Source organism: Tsuneonella flava (assembly GCF_002870965.1).
Lineage (GTDB): Bacteria > Pseudomonadota > Alphaproteobacteria > Sphingomonadales > Sphingomonadaceae > Tsuneonella > Tsuneonella flava.
The window spans coordinates 92,261-113,435 of record NZ_PHSO01000001.1; the positions used below are offsets into that span (position 1 = coordinate 92,261).

The following is a 21,175-nucleotide window of genomic DNA, read 5'->3' on the forward strand; positions in this document are numbered from 1 at the left end:
GCGTATGAGAAGCGATCGCAGGTCACTCCTTTGCGCGGGCCTTGTTCTGTCCGGCACCCTTGCAGGGCGGGCGGTAGCGCAAACCGCGCCACCCTCCGCCAGCGGGGCCCTGCCACCAGGGCTCCCGCAACCCATCGAAACAATTGATCTTTGGCCACATGGCGCCCCAGGTATGCCTGCAACGCCACCGCAAGAAGTGACGACCGAACGATCTTCCGACCGCCTCATCACCGATCGGGCGGTCTCAGGAATTTCGATACCCCGCATGGCGGTTTTCCGTCCCGACCGTCCGAATGGTGCGGCAGTCCTGATTTGTCCCGGAGGCGGGTATCGCCATGTCGTCGTCGACAAGGAAGGATACGAGATGGGGCGCTGGCTATCCGCTCGCGGCTTCACGGCCTTCGTTCTGTTTTACCGATTACCGGGCGATGGATGGGCTGCTGGTCCATCGGTTTCCCTGTCTGACGCGCAGAGAGCCTTGCGCCTGATCCGCCACCGATCCTCAGAATTTGCCATCGATCCCGAACGCGTGGCGGTGATGGGATTTTCCGCTGGCGGGCATTTGTGTGCAGACCTCGCAACGCGTTTCGCGGACACCGTTTACGAAGCGCAGGACGAAGCCGACAGCCTGTCGGCCAAACCGTTCTGCGCGGCACCGATCTACCCCGTAATCAGCATGGTGGACGGAGTGGCTCACCCCGGCTCAAAGGAACTCCTCTTGGGCAGCAACCCCTCGCAAGCGCTTGTCGAAGCGCACTCCCCCGATATGAATGTGCCAGACGATGCGCCCCCCTTCTTCCTGCTCCACGCCGAGGACGACGACGTAGTACCGGTCGAGAACAGCTTGCGGCTCCGCGCATCGCTCAAGGCGCGGGGTGTGGCGGTCGAAACCCACCTGTTCGAATACGGCGGGCACGGCTTCGGCCTCCGCAGGGCAATCGGCAAGCCAGTCGGCATATGGCCTGACTTATGGCTCTCGTGGGCCAAAACCAAAGGTTTCGCATGATGATCGCGCGCAGGGGATTGCTCGCTGGATTAGGCGGCGTTGGGGCTGCAGGCATCCTGCCGTTCCATTCATCCAAAGCGCATGCCAGCGCGGTCGGGACAGGGGGCGATAGCCCCGCCCGGTATCGCCGCGGTTTCGACAACCAGCGCATTCCCGACCTTGGCAATGGCACCTTTCTCAATCCAGTGGTTTCAGGTGACCGGCCCGATCCCTCAATTCTTAAGGATGGGAAGGACTACTACATGACCTTCTCGACCTTCGACGCCTACCCCGGCCTTACCATCTGGCATTCCCGCGACCTTGTGAATTGGCGCCCGCTCGCCCCTGCACTTACGCGCAATATCGGGTCCGTCTGGGCGCCCAGCCTGCATAAGGACGGTGGCCGTTACTTCCTGTACATCCCGGTCAAAGCATCCAAAGGTAACGACATTTTCGTTTCCTGGGCCGACCGGATTACCGGCCCATGGAGCGCCCCCATCTCCCTTGGCCTCCCCGATCATATCGACCCGTGCCACGCCGTTGCCGAAGACGGCAGCCGCTGGTTGTTTCTATCGGGAGGGGACCGGGTAAAGCTGTCGCCGGACAACCTCTCTCTCGCTGGCGAAGTCGAACATGTTTACGATCCTTGGCGTTACCCGTCCGATTGGATCGTGGAAAGTTTTTCACCCGAGGGCCCCAAGATTCACTTTATCAACGGTTGGTACTATATGATCACAGCCGTCGGGGGCACCGCAGGGCCGCCAACCGGCCATATGGTCATCGCCGCGAGATCGCGATCGCTTCACGGGCCATGGGAACACCATCCCGCGAACCCTCTGGTACGCACTTCCAGTATCGACGAAGCATGGTGGTCGCGCGGCCACGCCTCGCTGGTCGAGGCTCCTGATGGCAGTTGGTGGTCTGTCTATCACGGATACGAAAACGGCTTCTGGACTCTGGGTCGCCAATGCCTGCTCGATCCAGTCGAATTCACACCGGACGGCTGGTTCCATATGACAGGCGGCGATCTCTCCTCCCCTATTTCGAAGCCAGCCGGAGGGACCGCAGTTCAACATGGTATGGCTCTGTCCGACGACTTTACCGGCCCTCTTGCACTGGGAAGCAAGTGGTCTTTCTTCAAGCCGGACGCAAATGAAGCGGGCAGAGTGAAAGGCGGTGGAGGGGTATTGCGTCTGGCCGGTAAGGGAGAGGCTCCTTCCAGCGGCTCACCACTCCTGTTAACGGCAGGCGACCGCTCGTACCGGTTCGAATGCGACATCGAACTGGCCCCTGAAGGGCGCGCTGGTCTGATTCTGTTTTATGACGCGAAGCTTTATTGCGGCCTCGGTTTCGACAAGGATCGCTTCGTAACCCATCAATATGGCCGCGAACGCGCGCGCCCTGCCAACCCACATGGCGCCAGCATGCGGTTGCGGGTTACGAACAAACATCATATCATAATATATGATACAAGTGGCGACGGGGGCCAGACATGGCACCGCTTCGATAGGGGGATGGAGGTTTCAGGATATCACCATAACGTGCGAGGCGGCTTCCTGATGTTGCGCCCCGGTCTTTACGCTGCCGGACCGGGCGAGGCGAAATTCCGCAATTTTAAATTCACAGCTTTGGATGACTGAACGGACCATGGGGAAGAGGCCAAATCTGACCAAGACACCCGCGCTGGTGTCACGCAGATCCGTTCTGGCCGGATCACTGGTGCTGGGGGCAGGCGCGATGCTTCCCGCATGTAAACCGATAATGTCGGGCCTGCTGACAGGAGCTGATGCGCATCCTGGCGATTATCCAACCGTTCGCGCTGTCGAATTCATGGGTCGCTATATCGCGAAAAGGACAGGTGGCCGACTTGGCATCAAGGTTTTCGCAGGCGGTCAGCTGGGGAATGAAACCGATACTCTTGAGATTACCAGCTTTGGCGGGATCGATCTCAATCGAGTAAATTTCGCCCCGCTCAACAGCTTCGAACCGATGACACTGCCGTTCTCGCTGCCGTTCATTTTCGATTCCGTTTCCCACATGCGTCGCGTCGTCGACAGCGAAGTCGGTGACGCGGTGTTGGCCTCGCTGGAACCGCACAAACTGATCGGTCTGTGCATCTACGATTCCGGGGCACGCAGCTTCTACAATGCGCGCCACCCGATCACTGTTCCGGCGGATATGAAAGGCCTCAAGATCCGCGTTCCCGCGTCCGATCTTTATATCGCGATGGTCAATGCGCTGGGAGCGAACGCCGTACCCATCCCCTTCAGTGAAATCTATCAATCGCTGGCGCAGGGTGTGATTGATGGCGCGGAGAATAACTGGCCGACCTTCGTAAGCGAGCGCCATTATGAGGTCGCCAAATACCTCAGCCTTACGCAACACCTTCTGACGCCGGAGACGCTCGTAATGAGCAAGGATAGCTGGGATCGCCTGCAACCCGCAGATCAGGCGCTGATGCGCGAAGCGGCAAAAGCCTCAGTGATCGAAATGAGGCGTTTATGGGATATCCGCGTCGCCGAAGCGAAGGCTACCGTGGCCGCATCCCGCGTTGAAGTGAACGAAGTCGAAACACAGCCCTTCGCCGAGCTTATGCGCCCCGTCTGGGACCAATTCATCACTACTCCTGCCCAGAAACGCGTCGTCCAACGCATTCTCGAAATGAAAGAAGGGTAATATGGCTGCGTTCATTTCGCGCATGTTGATTGCGTTCGGCTCGATCGGGCTGCTCGCGATGACAGCTATCATCGGATGGCAGGTTTTCGGGCGCTTTGTGCTTAACTCCAGTCCATCGTGGACCGAACAGGCATCGCTGATCATGATGATCTGGTATGTCATGTTTGCATCTGCTGCCGGCGTGTACGAAGGTTTTCATATCCGTATCGCTCTTTTGGAAGAAAAGTTTGGCGAGCGGGCGCGGCCCCTTCTCCGGTTTGTGGCAATCATCATCGCGGTGATCGGCCTCGTTTTGCTTGTCTACGGCACACAACTTTGCTGGGCAGTCCGCTCGAATGCGGTGCCGTCGCTCGGGATAAGCCGGGCCATCGCTTATATCCCGTTGCCCGTCTCGGGCCTGCTTATGGCGCTGTTCGCGCTCCCGCAGATACTTACCGGACGCCATTCGGGTGACGACACACTTCACGTTGGGGGCGAATAATGGAACTTCTCGTCCTTTTCGGCGTCCTGTTTCTTCTGCTCATCGCCGGAGTACCGGTTGCTTTCTCGCTGCTAGCTGCTTCTATCGCGTGCTTTCTGGCGATGGATATCCCGCCGATCGTGGCTGTGCAGAGAGTGGCCTCGGGGATTAGCGTGTTCACGCTCCTGGCAATCCCATTTTTCATCTTTGCTGGCGATCTCATGTATCGGGCGGGAATTGCTGAACGGCTAGTGCGGGTCGCAGATGCAGCGGTTGGTCGGGTAAGAGGCGGCCTAGGCATCGTCGATGTGGGTGCATCGATGATGTTCGGTGCGGTATCGGGATCGGCAATCGCAAGTGCATCGGCGATCGGGTCGACCATGGTCCCGCTGATGAAGGACAAGGGTTATCCCAGCGACTACGCGGTCAATGTCACTGCAACTTCGGCCATTGTGGGATTGCTGATCCCCCCTTCCCACAACATGATCATATATTCCGCCGCGTCGGGCATCGGAGTCTCGATTGGCGATCTGTTTCTGGCCGGTGTCATCCCTGGCATACTAACCGGGATCATGCTGATGGTGGTTGCCTGGCTCGTGGCGCACAAACGCGATCTGCCGACCGGTCGTTTTCCGGGCTGGAGAGAATTCATCCGTGCCACCGCCTACGCGATACCCGGACTTATGACCGCTATCATCATTATGGGCGGTATTCTCAGCGGTTTCTTCACCCCGACTGAGAGTTCGGCAATTGCAGTAATCTACACGATGCTGATCGGCACTTTCGTTTATCGCAGCCTCGGTTGGAAAGGCACGTGGGAGGCGGCCGGGAAATCGGTCCGCACCGCATCGATGGTGCTGTTCATCATTGCCGCCGCCACGGCTTTCGGCTTCGCACTTGCACTGCTGGAGGTGCCCGCTGCGCTTGCCGCTCTCATTGGCGTGATGACCGACAATCCGATCCTGACCCTTCTTATCATCAACCTGATGCTGCTGGCATTAGGCACCTTCATGGACATGGCACCGCTTATCGTGATCACCACACCGATTTTCCTGCCGGTGGCAATGGGCGTAGGCGTCGATCCGGTTCATTTCGGCATCATCATGATGCTGAACCTAGGCATTGGTCTGGTCACGCCCCCGGTCGGATCGGTCCTGTTTGTCGGCTCCGCCGTCGGCAAGATACCGGTGACTGCACTCGTGAAGACGATCTGGCCATTTTACCTCAGCCTGATCGCAGCACTGGTTCTTGTCACCTTTGTGCCGTCGCTGTCGCTCTGGCTGCCTGCTATGCTCGCGGAATAATCAGAGCGTTACGCCGCGTTTCCAAATGGAAATCACCCGCTGACCGCTTCGCTCGGCTTGGGTGGGTTGCCCCCCCGCAACGGCATTCAGAAAGTCTGCAAAGGCCTTATCGACCGCGGCCTTACCGTCGGCCAGTACACGCCCTGCATCAAAATCGATCCAGCCGGGTTTCGCCCCCGCCAGATGCGAATTCGAAGACACTTTAATAGTGGGAACCGGGAAGCCCAAGGGCGTGCCCCGACCGGTCGTGAACAGTATCAGCGTCGCACCTGCGGCCGCCAGCGCGGTCGAGGAAACGGCATCGTTTCCTGGTGCTTCGAGCAGAGTGAGTCCCGCCCGTTCGGCCACGCCGCCGTAATCGACAACATCGACCAGTGGGGCGCTACCGCCCTTCTGCACCGCGCCCAGCGACTTCTCTTCAAGCGTGGTGATTCCGCCGGCGATATTTCCCGGCGATGGGTTTTCTGAAACGGGCTGGCCCTGTTCGAGGAAGTAACGTTTAAACCGGTTCACCAATTCGCCCGCCGCGCCAAAAATTTCAGCGGACGAGGAGCGCGCGATGAGAGCATATTCCGCGCCGAACACTTCAGGAATCTCAGTCAGAATAAGCTTACCGCCCGACGCGGCCAGACTGTCGCTGAAACGGCCGAGCAACGGATTGGCAGTCAGGCCCGAAAGCGCATCCGATCCGCCGCATTTCAAGCCAACCGTAAGGGCAGAGGCTGGCGCGATCTCGCGTTCCATCGGAGCCAGTTCTTCCACCAGCTCCGCTATGGTCGAAAGCAATTTTTCCCGTTCATCACCAACCGTTTGTGCACGCATGGTACGCACTTTGCCCCGGCTTCTGGCTGGCACCAGTTCGATCAGCTCGTCGAGTTGATTGCTTTCACACCCCAGGCCGACCAGCACGACCCCGCCTGCATTGGGATTATCGCACAGTGCGGCGAGAATAGCCCGCGTTCCGGACAGGTCGTCACCAAGTTGAGAGCAACCGTGCGGATGACCAAATCCGACGATACCATCCAGCCTGCCCCGGTGAAGATCGGCGGCCTCCCTCGCCACCATCTCAACCAATGGGGCGACACAGCCGACCGTCGGAAGAAGCCAGATTTCATTTCGGGTGGCAAATCGGCCATCATTGCGCCGGTATCCGCGCCAGTCACCCAGCGCGACAGCATCGATCTGGCGCTCAGGTGCAGGGGAGAAACTTCCGTAATCCAGTTCACCGGATAATGCCGTCGACAGGTTGTGCGAATGGACATGTTCGCCAGCAAGAATCGCCTGGCTGGCGCGTCCTATACGTTCTCCATAACGGATCACCGGATCGCCATCGGCGTGGTCCTTCAATGCGAACTTGTGCCCTGCGGGAATGTCATCGGTCAGTTTCACCATCACGCCCGCAAGGGGAACGCCCTCACCTGCGCCAAGATCGCGCATCGCAATTCCCACGCTGTCACGCTGATGACAGTGCCAGGCAGCGGGGGCCATCGTATCGTTTCCGATTGGCTGTGCGTTCCTATTCATGTGTAACAAGGCTCTTCAGGCAAGGGTTGAGAGTTGATTTTGATAGGAGGAAAGGTCAGACACCAAAATCTGACACCGGTTACCACGATCGATCGATATTCCGCAATCGCCAACTGATTATCGGCGGGGCCAGAAAAAGTTGAGGATGATAGTAAATGAGCAAGCCGCTGCAATTGCATGAAGACCGACTGTTTCCGGCGGACGCAGGCATACGATCGATTGCGCGCGCATTGTATGCCGAAGTTGCGGAGCTTCCGATTATCAGCCCGCATGGCCACACCGATCCCGAATGGTTTGCCGCGAACGCGCCATTCGGAAACGCGACCGAGTTGCTGCTTCATCCCGATCACTACCTTTTCCGCATGCTTTATTCGCAGGGCATTGCATTGGAAGACCTTGGTATTTCAGGAAGCGATGCAGACCCTCGTGCTTCGTGGCGTCTGCTGGCGGAAAACTACCACCTGTTCCGGGGAACACCTTCGCGCATGTGGCTCGACTGGGTATTCTCAAAGGCGTTCGGTATCGATGTCAGCCTCGATTCCTCGACATCGGATTTCTATTTCGACACAATCACGGAAAAGTTGCAGCAGGACGAATTCCGCCCGCGAGCACTTTTCGATCGCTATGGCCTCGAAGTTCTCGCGACCACCGAAAGTCCGCTCGACACGCTCGATCATCATAAGGCCATCGGAGAAAGCGGCTGGGATGGCAGAGTCATTACCGCCTACCGTCCCGATCCGGTCGTCGACCCTGAATTCGAAGGTTTCGCCGACAATCTCGTCCGTTTGGGAGAACTCAGCGGTGAAGACACGTTGACATGGTCCGGGTATCTCGCCGCCCATCGCAATCGCCGGGAATTTTTCGCTCAGTTCGGCGCGACTTCGACCGATCATGGCCATCCGACCGCAACGACCGCGAACCTTTCCGCCGCAGAGGCTGAAGCTCTGTTCGACCGTGTCAAATTCGGCGGGGCGTCCGCAGCGGACGCCGAACTGTTTCGTGGCCAGATGCTGACGGAGATGGCTGCGATGAGCATCGACGATGGGCTGGTCATGCAGATCCACCCCGGCAGCTTCCGCAATCACAATCTCAAACTTTTCGAGAAATTCGGTCGTGACAAGGGCGCGGATATCCCGACCCGTACGGATTATGTCCATGCTCTGAAGCCCCTGCTGGATCGCTTCGGCAACCGGGCCGATCTCTCGATTATCCTATTTACGCTGGATGAAAGTAGCTATGCCCGCGAACTGGCGCCATTGGCGGGGCATTACCCTTGCCTGAAGCTGGGGCCCGCGTGGTGGTTTCATGACAGCCCCGAGGGGATGCGCCGCTTCAGGTTGATGACCTCCGAAACCGCCGGTTTCTACAATACCGTCGGCTTCAATGACGACACACGGGCGTTTCTTTCCATCCCGGCGAGACACGATGTGGCTCGGCGGATCGATTGCGGCTTTCTCGCGCAATTGGTCGCAGAACATCGCATCGAAGACTGGGAAGCCGCAGAGCTCGCCCGCGACCTCGCCTATAATCTGGCCAAGAAGGCGTATCGACTGTGAGGCTCAGTCCGGAAATCGTCCCGAATATCAAGGACGACATCGATCGGTTCTCTTACGACCGGGATGCTCAGAAAATCGGCATCGTCCATTTCGGCATAGGCGCTTTCCATCGTGCCCATCAGGCATGGTACACCGATCTGGCAATGAGCGCCGGAGACCGGGACTGGGCGATTTGCGGCGTATCAATGCGGTCGCCTGCAGTTGCCGAACAGCTCAACCCACAGTCTGGCCTTTATACCCTGACCGAACGAGCAGGCGAAAGCGCCAGGACACGCGTGATCGGTGCAGTTCGCGAAGTGCTCTTCGCACCCCGGCAGTTCGAACAGGTGGTCGCCCGGCTAGCCGATCCGGCCTGCCAGATCGCTAGTCTGACTGTGACGGAAAAGGGGTACGGTCGCGGCGAAGGCGGTGATCTCGATCTGAAACTGGCGAGCCAGAGCTTTTATCCGATGCTGGGCGAAGCGCTTCGACAAAGGCGCGCGTCTGGCCTTGGCGGGCTTACCATCCTCTCGTGCGACAACCTGGCCGACAACGGTCGTGTGCTTGACCGGTTGATGCGGCAATGGTTGCAGGCCGAACTGCCCGACCTACTAGATTGGTACGAAGCCGAGTGCCGCGTACCGTCCACGATGATCGACCGGATCGTACCGCGAACACGGCCCGAAGACGTGGAATCGCTAGAACGCAGGATCGGCGCTGTCGATGAAGGCGCGGTCTTCACCGAACAATTCAGCCAATGGGTGATTGAAGACGACTTCGCTGGCGGGCGCCCGCACTGGGAAGATCATGGCGTCGAACTGGTGGAGGACGTTGCCCCTTTCGAAACAGCGAAACTTCGCATGCTCAACGGGGCTCACTCGCTGTTGGCCTATTGCGGCCTGCAGGCAGGATATCAATTTGTGCACGAGGCGGTTGCCGACCCGGTTCTGCGCGACCTTGCCGAGCGACTGATGCGGGACGAAGCAATTCCGACGATCGATGCCACACCGGATCAGGATCTCCACGAATACGCCAACCATTTGATGAAACGCTTTGCCGACCCGGCATTGATGCATCGCCTCGATCAGATTGCGATGGACGGGACGCAGAAGATTCCGCAGCGGTGGCTGGATACTGCCAAAAGTGCGCTTCAGCTGGGGCTGCCCATCGAAGCCATACGGTCTGCGTTCGACGCATGGATCTGGCATCTGGCCGACGGTCGGTGGGTCGATGATCCGCATGGCGATGAACTGAAGCGACTTGCCGAACATCGCACCGCAGTGATTGAATATTGCTTGCTCGCGGGGAAAGACGGAGGCCCACTGTGGCCAGGCTATGAAAGTTTGGCTGAGGTGTTTGCCAGTCCGCTTAGCCGATAGGGGCGATTGATACGGTGCCTGGGCCGATGCCATAATCCTGTTGGTTCGCGATAATTCTGCGCTCGAGAACCTAGGTTATCCGCGCTTTTCAACCTTATCCATTCAACTGTGAAATGACCTAACGAAGCATCTTGCAACCCCGAGATGAACTTCTGGCGCACGCGTTCTGCAACTCTCGCGGACGAGTAGTCGCAGATTTGGGGTCACAGTCGCTTTTCAATTCTGTTGATTTGCCTGATCAGGTCGATGCCCAAAGCCTTTCGACTTCGTTTCGCGACCAACCGCCGGGAACGCGCGATAAACCCAGACTGCCGGACAACCTGGCATGGACGGCATCATTCCTCACGCCGAGCCGAAACCCGATCTCGGACGCGGCAATCATGCATTCAGCATATCGCAGGACGGCAGACGTGCGTGTCGCCAGCCCTTTTCCACGCCGCTCGAACCTGAGTATCCCCTCACTGCTTAGAGGTCTAATTTGCAACGGATCGAGATTAAGGATGTCGCACGCATCGGATTGGCTGACATACGGACAGAGTTCCAGCAAGGAAGCGGCATTTCGGTCATCCGAAATGCATGCTCCGATCCGCTCATCAGCCCGGACCAAGATGCGGCTGGATAGGGGAGCGTCTTGGTTTTCGATCATCCGGAAGGCGATGAGACCGTTATGAAGATCTAAGAGAACCCCTCCCCAATCCTTGAATCCGCCACCGTGACGACGCATCGCTGATCGGAGCGTGATGGTTCTCCCTAGGTCGCCGAAGTCCTGCTTGCTTGTAAGCCCTTCCATCCAACCGGCCCATTGCTCACCTTCTATGCGGGGTAGAGGATCCAGGAATGTCACTCCCGCATTCTGTTCACGCGTCAATTCTCGCAGGATCAGAAGTTGGTGCGCCGCATAGTGCGGGGCCCCCAGACTTCTTGCGATCGTGGGAATTGAAATTGAAGAGCGCCAAGCCTTGATGAATGCAACCGCAGCGTCTTCTTCGAACTGCGCACCCCGGCGTGGTCCATCCGAGGTGAAGGAATGCGGTAGCACCTTATGGTCCCTCAGCAGCGCGACCTCAGCCATCGAGACACCTGCCTTCTTCGCGATCTCACTGGCCAGAAGGATGCCACCCGATAGAGCCCCTAGCATTCGACGGCTGCCCAGCCGGGTCTCGGGCAGAGCATTCAGTATCGTAGCAGAGACGGCGGCAGGCACTGACCGGCAATCTGTCAGCCGCTTGAGGGCGGAAATCAACTCCCGTTCGCGACCTTCTTGGAGAAGGGCGTCACGGCGGTCCATCACCGCATGCTGCAGGGAGGATGGCCAGTTCCGCAGAAGTTCATAGCCTCGCGCCGAAACGGTAGCGCGCTCGTAAGGGTCCAGAGTTGCGATTCTTCTGCGACCGGGCGCTTCCGGCGTTTCGGCCGTTACGAGTCCGATGCCCATAATGAGATCGAGAAGATGCGGTTGCGGGAGCGCAGCGAGGGCCGGTGCAAGCACGGCGCGGGCGCGTTCGCGAATTTCCTTATCGATCGACATCAAGTCTGCGAACCCCCGGTAACTGGCAGCGAGGCGCTTCGAGAGGCGCGGTCGCGAGGCTGGACTCACGGGCGTCCCGCAGTGCTCGCAGGTTCCGAGGCCGCGTGCCGTGTTCCAGCGGAGGATAGCGGAACACTCCGCGCACCTATCGACCAGGAGTTCGCGCGTGCTGGAATCGAACGGCAGGTGTCTGCACGACCAAGCACTACGATGGTGTTCGGATCGACAAAGCGCCCCAGGCGCGATCCGACGTCGATCGAGGATCAGATCACTGCGCCGCATAGTGCCATTCCCCCAGCGCACTATGGTCTTGTCATCGTCCACATACGGATGAGTTCGGTCGATGATCGCTTCAGGATCACAGCCCAGGTGATGCGCTAGCCTGGTCTCTTTACCGCTCATGTATTGTCCAATGGTGCCAGGGTGTGCGAGCTCGAGATCGATTTCACCCAAGATCACCTTGGTTCGGCCGAGAGAATTGGCATAGCTTGCTGAAAAGATGAGCCCCGCGAGGCTCTCGCATGCGCGGGGCTTGATTTGAACGACGAGCCGGCGCTCGATCTCGAGCGGATCTGCAGCGAAGCCAACAGTCATCCTCGGCTGCCACGCATCGGGTTGCGGGACACATAGCCGCCCGGGATGGCGAAATTATCGATCGCATATGAGACGTCGTAGGGTTCGACCCGGCTGGCCTGACGCAGCGCCGCATGTTCGACAGCCGACTCGACGATGCGGAATACCCTGCCAATGTGACCTCCCGATGCGAATAGCAGCGCGTTCAGCATTTCGCTGTCCAGAAACCCGGACTGTTCGTTCATCACTCCAGTGGTCATGAGTTCATCGTCGAGGTCCCCGCAGAATCGCTTGAAGTTCGATAGTTGACCACCATCGTGCGCATCGACCGGAGTCAGCTCCAACGGTGCGCCGAGGCGGCTCGCCAGCTGCTGATTGCGTTCGAAGAAAGGCTTTGAATCCTCGTTTCCGGCGAATACGACGGGACAGATGCCCATATCGAGGAAGCGTTTCAGTTCGTCCGTGACGTCCACCTTGTCCCGGCTCTCACGCGCGAGGTGCTGAACCTCATCTACCATGAGTAGTTCGACGCCCCGCTCGCGCATGAGAATATCCGTGCGCCGCTTGACCTCCTCGATGTTTCCCTGTTCCGCATGTGGATCACCGAGCATTCTGAGCAGCTGGACGAAAAGGATCTTGGCGGTGATCCTGACCTCGAGATTGATATAGAGGACCTGGAAGGGATTGGCCTCACCACTTGCGAGGATTGTCGTCTTCATGATGCGTCGGCGGACGGTCTCGAGCGTCTTGGTCTTGCCGGCCTGGGAGACCTGGCTGAGACGTAGCCCTTGTAAAGGCCGTCCGATCCTTCCGAGCGAGCGAGCGTGGAGCACGCCGATGCGCCCGGCGATTGCGAGCTGCGGCCCGTAGGGGATCACGATGTCCGACATGGTGGAGAGAGCCGATCCGGCCCTCTCCACGCTTTTGGCGTCATATTGCGGGTGCAGGTTTCCGGTCTGCGGCTGAAGGCTGATCATGCCGCTTCTCCTTCATCCGCATCATCCCAGTCGTTGTCGTGATCCATTGAGACATCGTCCCAATCGATGGCACTGGCTTCGGGATCGAACTGAAAGCCGCCGTATCCTGTGGGCCGCTTGGGGGGCTTGCCTTTGGCCAGTGCACGCACTCCTGCGTCCGCCCTGCACTGCTCGGCAGCCTCCTGTCTGGCGAGCGCCTCTTCGGAAAGACTGGCCGGGATCGCGAACTTTCTACCGACAAGCTTTTCGACCTGCTGTGACTGGTAGAGGATCGCCATCTGGCGGCGCTGCTGGAACGCGAGCGCGGGCGCCTTTTGATCGATCACGCGCATGGTGCGGACCTTGGATTCCAATCGCTGCTTTTCCGAGCTGAAGGGCTCGTTACGCTTCGCGGCGCAACGGGTGAATTCCTGGTGCTCCCATTCGCTGAGGTTGGCGGTGTAGCGGGGCTGTGTCGAAGGTAGCGTGATCCACTCGTCGGCGAGAGCATCATAGATCTGGATGCTGTCGAGGTTGCCTGGAGAAATGCGTGCCTTGACTTCGAATGTAACGGAATTGTCCTTGCGTTGCCCCCTCTTGGCCTGAGTATGCCCCATATCGTCCAGCAGCCGCGTCACGAGGTCGCGGTCACGGTAGCGAATGCGGTTGTGTTCGACCCCGTCACGGGTCAGCAGGACAGTTACCGTGCGGCCGAGTATCCGCCGGGCCCGGTCGGTATCCTCGAAGATCGGGGTGGCGCGCACATTTGACAGCCGCTGCCAGACGAGCGCGGGTGACTGGCCATCTAGACCCTTCGAGGGCGAGATATTGTGCTGGGTTATTACAGAGCCAACGATTTCCCGCAGCTGCGGCAGGGTGATGCACGGATCCACCAGGTTGTAGCCGGTCTCCCTGGCGCGTTTTGGGTCGACAATGGTGCCGGGAATCTGGGCGAGTGCTTGCTTGAGGAAGCGGAAGAACCGTTCCAGGACCGCCTTGGCCGTCGGCATCTCGATCGGTGGAAGCAGCACGTCGATACCGAGTTCGTTGAAACTATCGATGGTGCTCGGCGCGATCAGGGCTTTCTCGTTGTCTGGAAGGATGCCGCGCGGCTTGCCGAACATCCAACCGAGGGCGGGCATCGACTTCAGCGAATCCTCGTCGATTACGGGCGGCATCAGGCAATCAAGAACGGCCTCGATCGACGTTTCACCGCGATTGGGTCCGGCGTATACGTGCCAGCCGATGATACCATGCGAACGCGCGCACATCAGCGCGACGATCCGAACCTTGCATGCGGGCAGCTTCCAGTCCTCGTCGAAGACGATCGTCTGCTCGAGCGTGGTGGCATCCATCAGCACCACATCAAGCAGATCGTTGACGACCAGGTTCTCGCCCGAGCCTCGATAGCGCCGCTCGGCTTCCTTCTCCCCATGCTTGGCTTTGACAGTGTCATAGCAACGCAGGGCATCCACCCTCTTGTAGAGGGTCTGCTTGCTGGGACACTGATGAGTCGATCCATCCTTTTTGAGCGGCAGGCGGTCAATCTGATCGCTAAGCCAGGAATAGGCGTCCATCACTTGTGCACGCGGGCGGGTCCAGAAATAGAGCGCTGCTTCATGGACGAGCCCATCCACGAAGGGATCGAGCTGCGACCGTCCCTTGGGACGTCCGGCCAGCGATGCCAGGACAGAGGCGTCCTTCCGGCTTTTCACGAGCTTGCTCATCCAGCGGCGCAGGGTGGAAGGGGACGGCTTGGGATAATCGAAGTCACCCTGCTCGGTCCCGTAGTGGTCCTCGAGGAAATCACGGCATTCTCTGTCGGTGCGCTTGACTCCCGATTGCAGCGCACGCTGAGCGAGGTTGGCTTTCCAGCGCGCTTTGGGATTGCGATCGATGATGGCGTGGGGATCCATCGTGGCGAACCGCCCCTGACGCTCCGCGGCGTTTTCGGGTTCGCTGCTGAAACTCGCCTTCCCGATCGCGTAGAGGTCGCGGAGTATGGCGAGAGTGAACGGTTGCTTCTCGCCTGTCTCGGGGTCACGATACTGGAGCGGGCGACGGGTCTGTTCATCGACCAGTTCGATGAACAGATTGCTCTCGTCCCCGCCGCCTTCGATAGGACGGGTCGCAGTGATGCAGGCGCCGCGCCCTTCGATTCTACAACGGCTTCCCACCAGGGTAAGCGGGTGAGAGTTCACCGAGAGGTAGCCGCTCGGGCTCGCCATGGTGCTCGTCCCCGCGGTGGCCATCGTCGAGTTGTCATTATCGTGTTCTGTCATGAGATTCTCGCTTCGTATCTGCGAGGCCGTCCCGGTGCCCGGCCTCTTGGGTTAGGGGCCGGGATCAGTTGTCGTTTTCGTGGCGCAGAAGGCGGATGTCCGGAACCGTGACAGGATTCACGGTCGAAGAGACTGCTGTCTCGCGATCAATCACACCGCGCAGCGGGATTGAGACTACCCTCTGACAGACGAGCGCGTGCGTCTTGGCTCGCGCCACGAGCGGATCGGCATCAAGCACTTCCTCGATGTCGCCGAGAGCCAGCGTAGTTCCGTCGCGCAGCATCTCTTCTACGCGGCACTTTGCGGCTGGATCGATCTGGGTGAACCGGTCTCCGAAAGCCCGATCGACATTGAGCCGATAGCGGTCCGATCCCCTCAGTTGGAAGCCCGTATGCCGTTCTAAGGCCACGCACGCCGATTCGAAGCCGACCTTCGCGTGCCGCATGACCGCTTCGTATTCGGGTGCGTCATAGTAGGATCTATCCGCCTTCAGTTCCCAAGCGTAGATTTGACCGGCATCGTCCACGGCGATGACGTCGGCGAGGTAGGAGGCTTGCTCGTCCTCTGCTTGCCAGGCGACGCGGGCGGTCTGCATGTCGAAATCGACCCAGCGCGGATTCGTCTCCAGTTCCTTCCAGGCGGCGAATTCGTTCGGCCCCGTCCCCGAGACCATGCGGCGCGTCTTCATGCTCAAGCCTGCGAACCGGAAATGCTTCCGGTTCACAAAGGCCATGCAGGGGCTCTGCTGCGTCTCGACGGAGAACGATGTGAAAGGATGCACGGCTTCGGACCGCCCCAGGTCGATCTCCACTGCGCACGAAGCATGGCTTGGATGGGATCGCCGCTCCTCATGAATCAACCGCCGCCTGTCGCCGCAGCCGAGGGGGTCGGGAATGGAGAGCGTGAACTCACCATAGTCGCCTAAGTCATTGTCATTTGCCGGCTTGCCGATCTTGATACGCATACGCACCTCCTTTGTGCGTTGGCATTTAGAAACTGCGTTTCAGAAAGGCAAGAAGATTCGCATTGGCATGTAGAATTTTTCTGTTACCCGAGGGTTATGAATGCTGGACTGGTGTTGAAGTCGCCTTGGGGAAAACACTCTGGCGTGCGAGGGAAAATGGAATGAATCCCGAACCGTCGGCCTTGATGCCTTCAGCTCTACCCGACGCTGACGAAGAAGACTGGAAGCTCCTTTCCCCTCAGCGACGCGACTTGGCGCGGCGACGTATCGATGCGATCGAACGTTGGCGCGCAGGTGAACTCGGTATCGACGAGGCATGTCGATGCGCCGAGGTCAGCGTCAGTCGATTCTACAGGCTCGCGGCTGCTTGGCGCGATCATCCATCCCTCGGATCGCTCGCCGTGCGCCGCGGCTCAGGTGCCGCGGCACGGGCCAGACCATCCAAGGGAGATGTAGTGAATGCTCTCCAAGCCGTGGTCGCCAAGGTCTATCGTGCACATGCTGACGCATCGGTCTCGCAACTGACACGTCTTATGGTAGAGGCCGCTGGTGTGGAGCCGGGGTCGGCGCCGAGCCCGATGGTTCTCCGGCGGATCGTCGAAACTGAAATGCGACGCGTCAAAGCTACTGGAGAAGCCGGTCATGCTCTGCGGTTTGACTGTTCGGCTGTCAGCGCTCCGCAGGCGAATGGACGTCCTTGGATCGTGTTCGCGGTGCTCGATGTCGGAACCAGGATGATCCTGGGATGGCATGTGGCAGAGAACGCCGAGGCTATTCACGGCTACCGTAAAGCAGCGCAGGATGCCCTTGCGAAACTCGGCGACCTTTCTCCCCCGGCCTGGGCGAGGCGATTGACCGAAGTCGAGATCAAGTCTGGCCTCGACAAGAAAGAGACTGCCAAGCTCGTTGAGCGCCTAGACGCCGCTATATCCGGCAACGTGCAGCACGCAGACAGCGATTCTCGCTTCGGTCGCTATTTCAAGAAGCTGGTGGGCGGCAAGCTCGGGCTTCTCACCCTGACACCGGCTCGCACCCTCAGCGGAGACGCCCTGCCTCCGAACGGCGATATGACTCCATGGTCGCGATCGGAGTTGGAAGCGCATCTCGCCCTCAAGGCGTGTGAACACAACGATGAAGTGCTACGGGATAAGAAGGCGATGACCTTAGATGGCCCCGGAGACATCCCAGCCGATGTTCTAACAATCCTGAGGATGGCCTCTGAACCGCAATAATCATATCGGAAGTCAGGCACTTTCCGACACTGGCTCACCCCGCTGAAAGATCGAAACCAGACTGACTGCACCCGCTGCGCTGATTATGATCGCTGATGGCCTCGTTGATGGTATCGAGCGCGAAGCTTTCGCTGATTGCTTCGTCCTGACGCGAAAGGTTGGCCACCGATGACGTCAAAGCGCTTCGGATCTGGAACACGACGCGGAGATCTGAAAGCATCCCACCGAAGGTCTCCGACATGACACGCTGAAGGGAACGTGGATGGCTCTTCAGATCCTGGAGACCATGCCTGCCAAGCGACGGGCGAGCTGCCTTAACATCGTTTGGGCTCAGAAGGAGCGGCCTTGGCTCCGCACCGGCCGAACGCGCGCGAAACAGATCGTCGACCAAGTCTATTACCGACGGAGGCTGCTCGTGATCGAAGGATACCCGATGAGCCAGAATGGCCTTTTCCGGCAACGCGACTGCAACGAGGAGAAGCGGAAAGGTGTCAGGGTGCCCTTTCACTACCAATCGCGGCCACATGCGGCCAACGATGATCCGAGGAGCGCCGTATGCGTCTAACTCTTCAGAGTGCCGCTGGCGTATCCAATTGTAGATCGTAGCGCGCGATGGTGGCTTGATCCCAGCCTCATCACAGCGCTTTTCGATGATCGGTGCTACCTTGGTAAGTTGGGCAGGAAAGCCACCGGCCTCGATGGCTTCATCCGCGATCGCCTTGGCGCGTGGGTCGATCCCGTAATCCCGGCTCGCCTTTCCCCGCTTAGCCACCACGAGCATTTTCGCGTCCCTGTGCTCGCACCATGCGTTCACAAGCCGCTGGAACTGGTAGCGCGTGAGTCCGATTGAGCGGGCGAGACGGATGGCGTCGCTGCCGCTTGGCGTCGGTAGGCTCAGATATGCTTCTATAGCGCCTATTCTGCGCTTGACCTCGGGCACGCGCGCCGGATCGATACCGGCGAAGTCTGGTTCGGGCATTTTTCCACTCCTTGCTTTTGAAATTGCAGTCTCCCGTTCCGTTGGGTTTTCACCTCCCGTTGGGCGGCAGGCTTTCCCGTGCTTCGCGCGAGCGAGGGCGTTGAACGATGAGACGGGTGCGGTAAGAAGTTCGAATGTCGGCACTTCTTCTCCTCGCGGCCGCGGTCGTGCCGGCCGGCGAGTCTTTCATCTGCACCCCAGAAGCCGTGTGGGACGGCGACGGGCCTGTATGGTGTGAAGAAGGCCCACGCATCCGGCTTGCTGGCATTGCTGCGCGCGAGCTCGACGGCTCCTGTTCCGCTGGTCACCCGTGCCCCGCAGCCGATGCGATGGTAGCGCGAAATGCTTTGGTCGAGTTGATCGGCCGACCCACCGGCGCCGGGCGCTACGGTCATGTCCTCGTGGCAGGTCCAGCGATGCGATGTGTTTCGACCGGTTCTGCGGGAGGCGACCGGACAGGCGCGTGGTGCACCTCGCCGAAGTCCGGTGACTTATCTTGCGCTATGGTCCGCGGAGGTTGGGCCGCGCGGTGGGACCGGTATTGGGGGCTGCACGAATGTCGCTAAGGGAATGGAATGATCGGCAAAGCGAAGAGCGCGGTTGGTTGATTAGGCTGGAGTTCGGGTTGGTCGCGACGCTTGTATTGGGATCATTGGTGATTGCAGTTGTGTCTCTCATCTGGGCGGCCTCTGCTTCGGCCCATCCCGGAGGTCTCGCGGCTGACGGTTGTCATAACGATCGCAAGAACGGAGGACGGCATTGCCATCGGGCCGCCGCAACGCGGACCGAGCCGCGTCAGGCGACGAGGGGTGAGGTCTATTACGCCAATTGCACGGCGGCACGCGCTGCAGGGGCCGCTCCTGTGCGGAGGGGGGATCCGGGCTACGCCCGCCATCTCGATCGCGATGGCGATGGAATTGGCTGTGAATAACGCGGGATCGGCATGATAAAGATGAGGGCGGCCTCAATGGAGATGGGCATGATGCGCCAGCCGCCATCGAACGGAAGGGCTTGGCAATGATCGAACCTGATACGCGGCTTGCGTTCTCGGTGGTTGAGAATCCCGGTGTCTACGCATTGCTCATCGGCTCGGGTGTTTCTCGGTCGGCTCAGATACCCACGGGCTGGGATATCACTCTCGACCTCGTGCGCAGGCTCGCCGCAGCCGAAGGCGTAACGGACGAACGGGATTGGGCCGCATGGTATAGATCGAGATTCAAGGCCGACCCTGGATACTCGTCCCTGCTCGATTCACTATCCCTGACAGCAGCGGAACGTCGGTCCGTGCTCCACCACTATATTGAGCCCACCGCCGAGGATCTGAAGGAAGAACGACGCGTCCCCACCCCTGCGCACCATGCAATCGCGAGACTGGTTCGCGATGGCTTCATACGCGTTCTGATCACGACGAACTTCGACCGTCTGATCGAGGGGGCACTGGTGGCGGTAGGCGTCGAGCCGGTGGTGATCTCGTCTGTCGATGATCTTGCCGGTGCCAGCCCCCTTACGCATAACCGCTGCACGCTGATCAAGCTGCACGGCGACTATCTCGACAATCGGATCCGCAACATCGATGACGAGCTCGGTTCGTATCCTGCTGAGTTCGATGCCCTGCTCGATCGAATCTTCGACGAACATGGGCTGGTCGTGGCAGGTTGGTCGGGTGAATGGGACCCTGCTCTACGGGCTGCGTTAACTCGGGCTCCAAACAGGCGCTATCCGCTTTGGTGGGCCATGCATGGCGAACCTTCGTCGGCGACGTCCGATGTGGTTGCGCTCAAGGCCGCCGGCACGATACCGATCGAGGATGCCGACCGGTTCTTCGTCAATCTCGCGGCTGCCGTCGAGACGCTAGCCGCGGCCCGCAGGCCATCTCCGGATACCATCGAACTCTTGCTCGCTACGACGAAGCGCAATCTTTCCGGCCCACAATACAGGATCGCTTTGGCCGATACGATAACTGATCAGACCCAGCGCGTTGTCGCGCACCTTGTCGATGGGGAATTGGCCACCATCGATGGGCAGCCGACATGGGATCGACTCATGGAACGATGGCGGACCATGGAGAGTATGGGGGAACCCCTTGCCCGCGTGGCGGGCCTGGCGGGTCGCTGGGGATCCGGCTCGGAATTTCCGTTGCTCGAGGACGCATTACGCGAACTCATGGCGCGGGCTCCGCAGACTGGAAACTCCGCATTGGTAGGAGTCTCGACCTACCCTGCCTATCTGATCTTGCTGAGCTACGCATTGGGACTGGCTAAGGCTGGAAGGTGGGAAGAACTGCATCGCTGGTTGGACCTTAAGATCGCCCGCCGCGATCGCGAACCGCGGGATGCGATGTTCTCGCTCTTCATGTCATATTGGGACGGTGTCGAAGCCGAATGGTGGAAGCATTGGCCTGGCATGGAGCGGAGAAAGACGGCGTGGGCGGATCATCTCGTAGAAGTGGTCGTCCCATGGCAGCGGGATTTCGGGTTGATGGAGACGGCAGCGCTGGAAAATTACCATATGGTCGAACTGCTGGGCGGTTTTGTGGCGCTGGAAGGCCAATCCGCCGAGGACCTCGCCAAGCTGAGCGAGTTTACATGGATGCCTTTTGGTCAGACGATGTGGAACGGCTCTGCTAGGGAACGCACGCTGGCGAAGCTCGAAGCGCCCGGCCTTTTCGACGATCTGCTTGCCGCAGGGTTCAGCAATGGCTCCAAAGATCATTGGAACGGGGTAAAACGGAACATCGACCTGCTGGCTCGCCGTGTAGGGTTCTGACGAGGCGAACACAGGACTAGGTGCGAGCGCAT

At 59.4% G+C, this 21,175-nt stretch carries 17 protein-coding genes; 11 read left to right on the top strand and 6 right to left on the bottom strand.

From position 1 onward, the window contains the following. Positions 1-4 precede the first annotated feature (4 nt). From CV013_RS00475 to CV013_RS00495, 5 genes are read left to right on the top strand one after another with little or no spacing between them, the layout of a single operon-like run. The gene (locus tag CV013_RS00475; RefSeq protein WP_102153311.1) at positions 5-1,006 is read left to right on the top strand and encodes an alpha/beta hydrolase; all 1,002 of its coding nucleotides are present in this window, start codon (positions 5-7) and stop codon (positions 1,004-1,006) included. Further along, entirely contained in the window at positions 1,003-2,625 is a 1,623-nt protein-coding gene (locus tag CV013_RS00480; protein ID WP_102153312.1) for a family 43 glycosylhydrolase, read from the top strand. The genes CV013_RS00475 and CV013_RS00480 overlap by 4 nt, the downstream gene beginning before the upstream one ends. Further along, positions 2,618-3,661 carry a TRAP transporter substrate-binding protein gene (locus tag CV013_RS00485; RefSeq protein WP_232806539.1) on the top strand — a complete coding sequence of 348 codons (1,044 nt, stop codon included), beginning with the start codon at positions 2,618-2,620 and terminating at the stop codon, positions 3,659-3,661. Before CV013_RS00480 ends, CV013_RS00485 begins: the two co-directional genes overlap by 8 nt. Positions 3,662-3,683: 22 nt before the next feature. Then, a complete protein-coding gene (locus CV013_RS00490; protein ID WP_223805370.1) occupies positions 3,684-4,142 on the top strand; it encodes a TRAP transporter small permease in 459 nt (152 codons plus the stop codon). Further along, positions 4,142-5,425, top strand: a complete 1,284-nt coding sequence (locus CV013_RS00495) for a TRAP transporter large permease (RefSeq protein WP_102153314.1) — start codon at positions 4,142-4,144, stop codon at positions 5,423-5,425. Before CV013_RS00490 ends, CV013_RS00495 begins: the two co-directional genes overlap by 1 nt. Here the strand turns inward: CV013_RS00495 and CV013_RS00500 are convergent, their stop codons facing one another. After that, the gene (locus CV013_RS00500) at positions 5,426-6,949 is read right to left on the bottom strand and encodes a UxaA family hydrolase (protein WP_232806540.1); all 1,524 of its coding nucleotides are present in this window, start codon (positions 6,947-6,949) and stop codon (positions 5,426-5,428) included. A gap of 155 nt (positions 6,950-7,104) precedes the next feature. On the opposite strand from CV013_RS00500, the gene uxaC reads away from it, so the two are divergent. Together uxaC and CV013_RS00510 are read left to right on the top strand one after the other, a co-directional pair. Further along, positions 7,105-8,505 carry a glucuronate isomerase gene (gene uxaC, locus CV013_RS00505; RefSeq protein ID WP_102153316.1) on the top strand — a complete coding sequence of 467 codons (1,401 nt, stop codon included), beginning with the start codon at positions 7,105-7,107 and terminating at the stop codon, positions 8,503-8,505. Then, positions 8,502-9,863, top strand: coding sequence for a mannitol dehydrogenase family protein (locus CV013_RS00510; RefSeq protein ID WP_102153317.1), 1,362 nt, complete (start codon positions 8,502-8,504; stop codon positions 9,861-9,863). Before uxaC ends, CV013_RS00510 begins: the two co-directional genes overlap by 4 nt. A 238-nt stretch (positions 9,864-10,101) precedes the next feature. Here CV013_RS00510 and CV013_RS00515 read toward each other — a convergent pair whose 3' ends face one another. The 4 genes from CV013_RS00515 to CV013_RS00530 all read right to left on the bottom strand — a co-directional run bounded on the left by CV013_RS00515 (position 10,102) and on the right by CV013_RS00530 (position 16,166). Next, positions 10,102-11,985: a hypothetical protein gene (locus CV013_RS00515; protein ID WP_102153318.1), complete on the bottom strand. Its 1,884-nt coding sequence runs from the start codon at positions 11,983-11,985 to the stop codon at positions 10,102-10,104. Further along, on the bottom strand, positions 11,982-12,941 hold the full coding sequence (locus CV013_RS00520) for a TniB family NTP-binding protein (protein WP_102153319.1): 960 nt from the start codon (positions 12,939-12,941) through the stop codon (positions 11,982-11,984). The genes CV013_RS00515 and CV013_RS00520 overlap by 4 nt, the downstream gene beginning before the upstream one ends. Next, entirely contained in the window at positions 12,938-15,202 is a 2,265-nt protein-coding gene (locus CV013_RS00525; protein WP_102153320.1) for an integrase, read from the bottom strand. The genes CV013_RS00520 and CV013_RS00525 overlap by 4 nt, the downstream gene beginning before the upstream one ends. 64 nt (positions 15,203-15,266) lie before the next feature. Beyond that, positions 15,267-16,166 carry a hypothetical protein gene (locus tag CV013_RS00530; RefSeq protein ID WP_102153321.1) on the bottom strand — a complete coding sequence of 300 codons (900 nt, stop codon included), beginning with the start codon at positions 16,164-16,166 and terminating at the stop codon, positions 15,267-15,269. Between the two features lie 161 nt (positions 16,167-16,327). Here CV013_RS00530 and CV013_RS00535 point away from each other — a divergent pair, with 161 nt between their 5' ends. Continuing rightward, complete coding sequence (locus CV013_RS00535) at positions 16,328-17,398, top strand: hypothetical protein (RefSeq protein WP_102153322.1); 1,071 nt, start codon at positions 16,328-16,330, stop codon at positions 17,396-17,398. 34 nt (positions 17,399-17,432) lie between these two features. Here the strand turns inward: CV013_RS00535 and CV013_RS00540 are convergent, their stop codons facing one another. After that, positions 17,433-18,377 carry a hypothetical protein gene (locus tag CV013_RS00540; protein ID WP_102153323.1) on the bottom strand — a complete coding sequence of 315 codons (945 nt, stop codon included), beginning with the start codon at positions 18,375-18,377 and terminating at the stop codon, positions 17,433-17,435. A 134-nt stretch (positions 18,378-18,511) separates the two neighbouring features. Here CV013_RS00540 and CV013_RS15990 point away from each other — a divergent pair, with 134 nt between their 5' ends. From CV013_RS15990 to CV013_RS00555, 3 genes are all read left to right on the top strand, one after another. Next, entirely contained in the window at positions 18,512-18,943 is a 432-nt protein-coding gene (locus CV013_RS15990) for a hypothetical protein (RefSeq protein ID WP_102153324.1), read from the top strand. Then, entirely contained in the window at positions 18,934-19,308 is a 375-nt protein-coding gene (locus tag CV013_RS00550; protein ID WP_223805369.1) for an excalibur calcium-binding domain-containing protein, read from the top strand. Before CV013_RS15990 ends, CV013_RS00550 begins: the two co-directional genes overlap by 10 nt. 86 nt (positions 19,309-19,394) lie before the next feature. Next, positions 19,395-21,143 carry an SIR2 family protein gene (locus tag CV013_RS00555; RefSeq protein WP_102153325.1) on the top strand — a complete coding sequence of 583 codons (1,749 nt, stop codon included), beginning with the start codon at positions 19,395-19,397 and terminating at the stop codon, positions 21,141-21,143. Positions 21,144-21,175 lie beyond the last annotated feature (32 nt).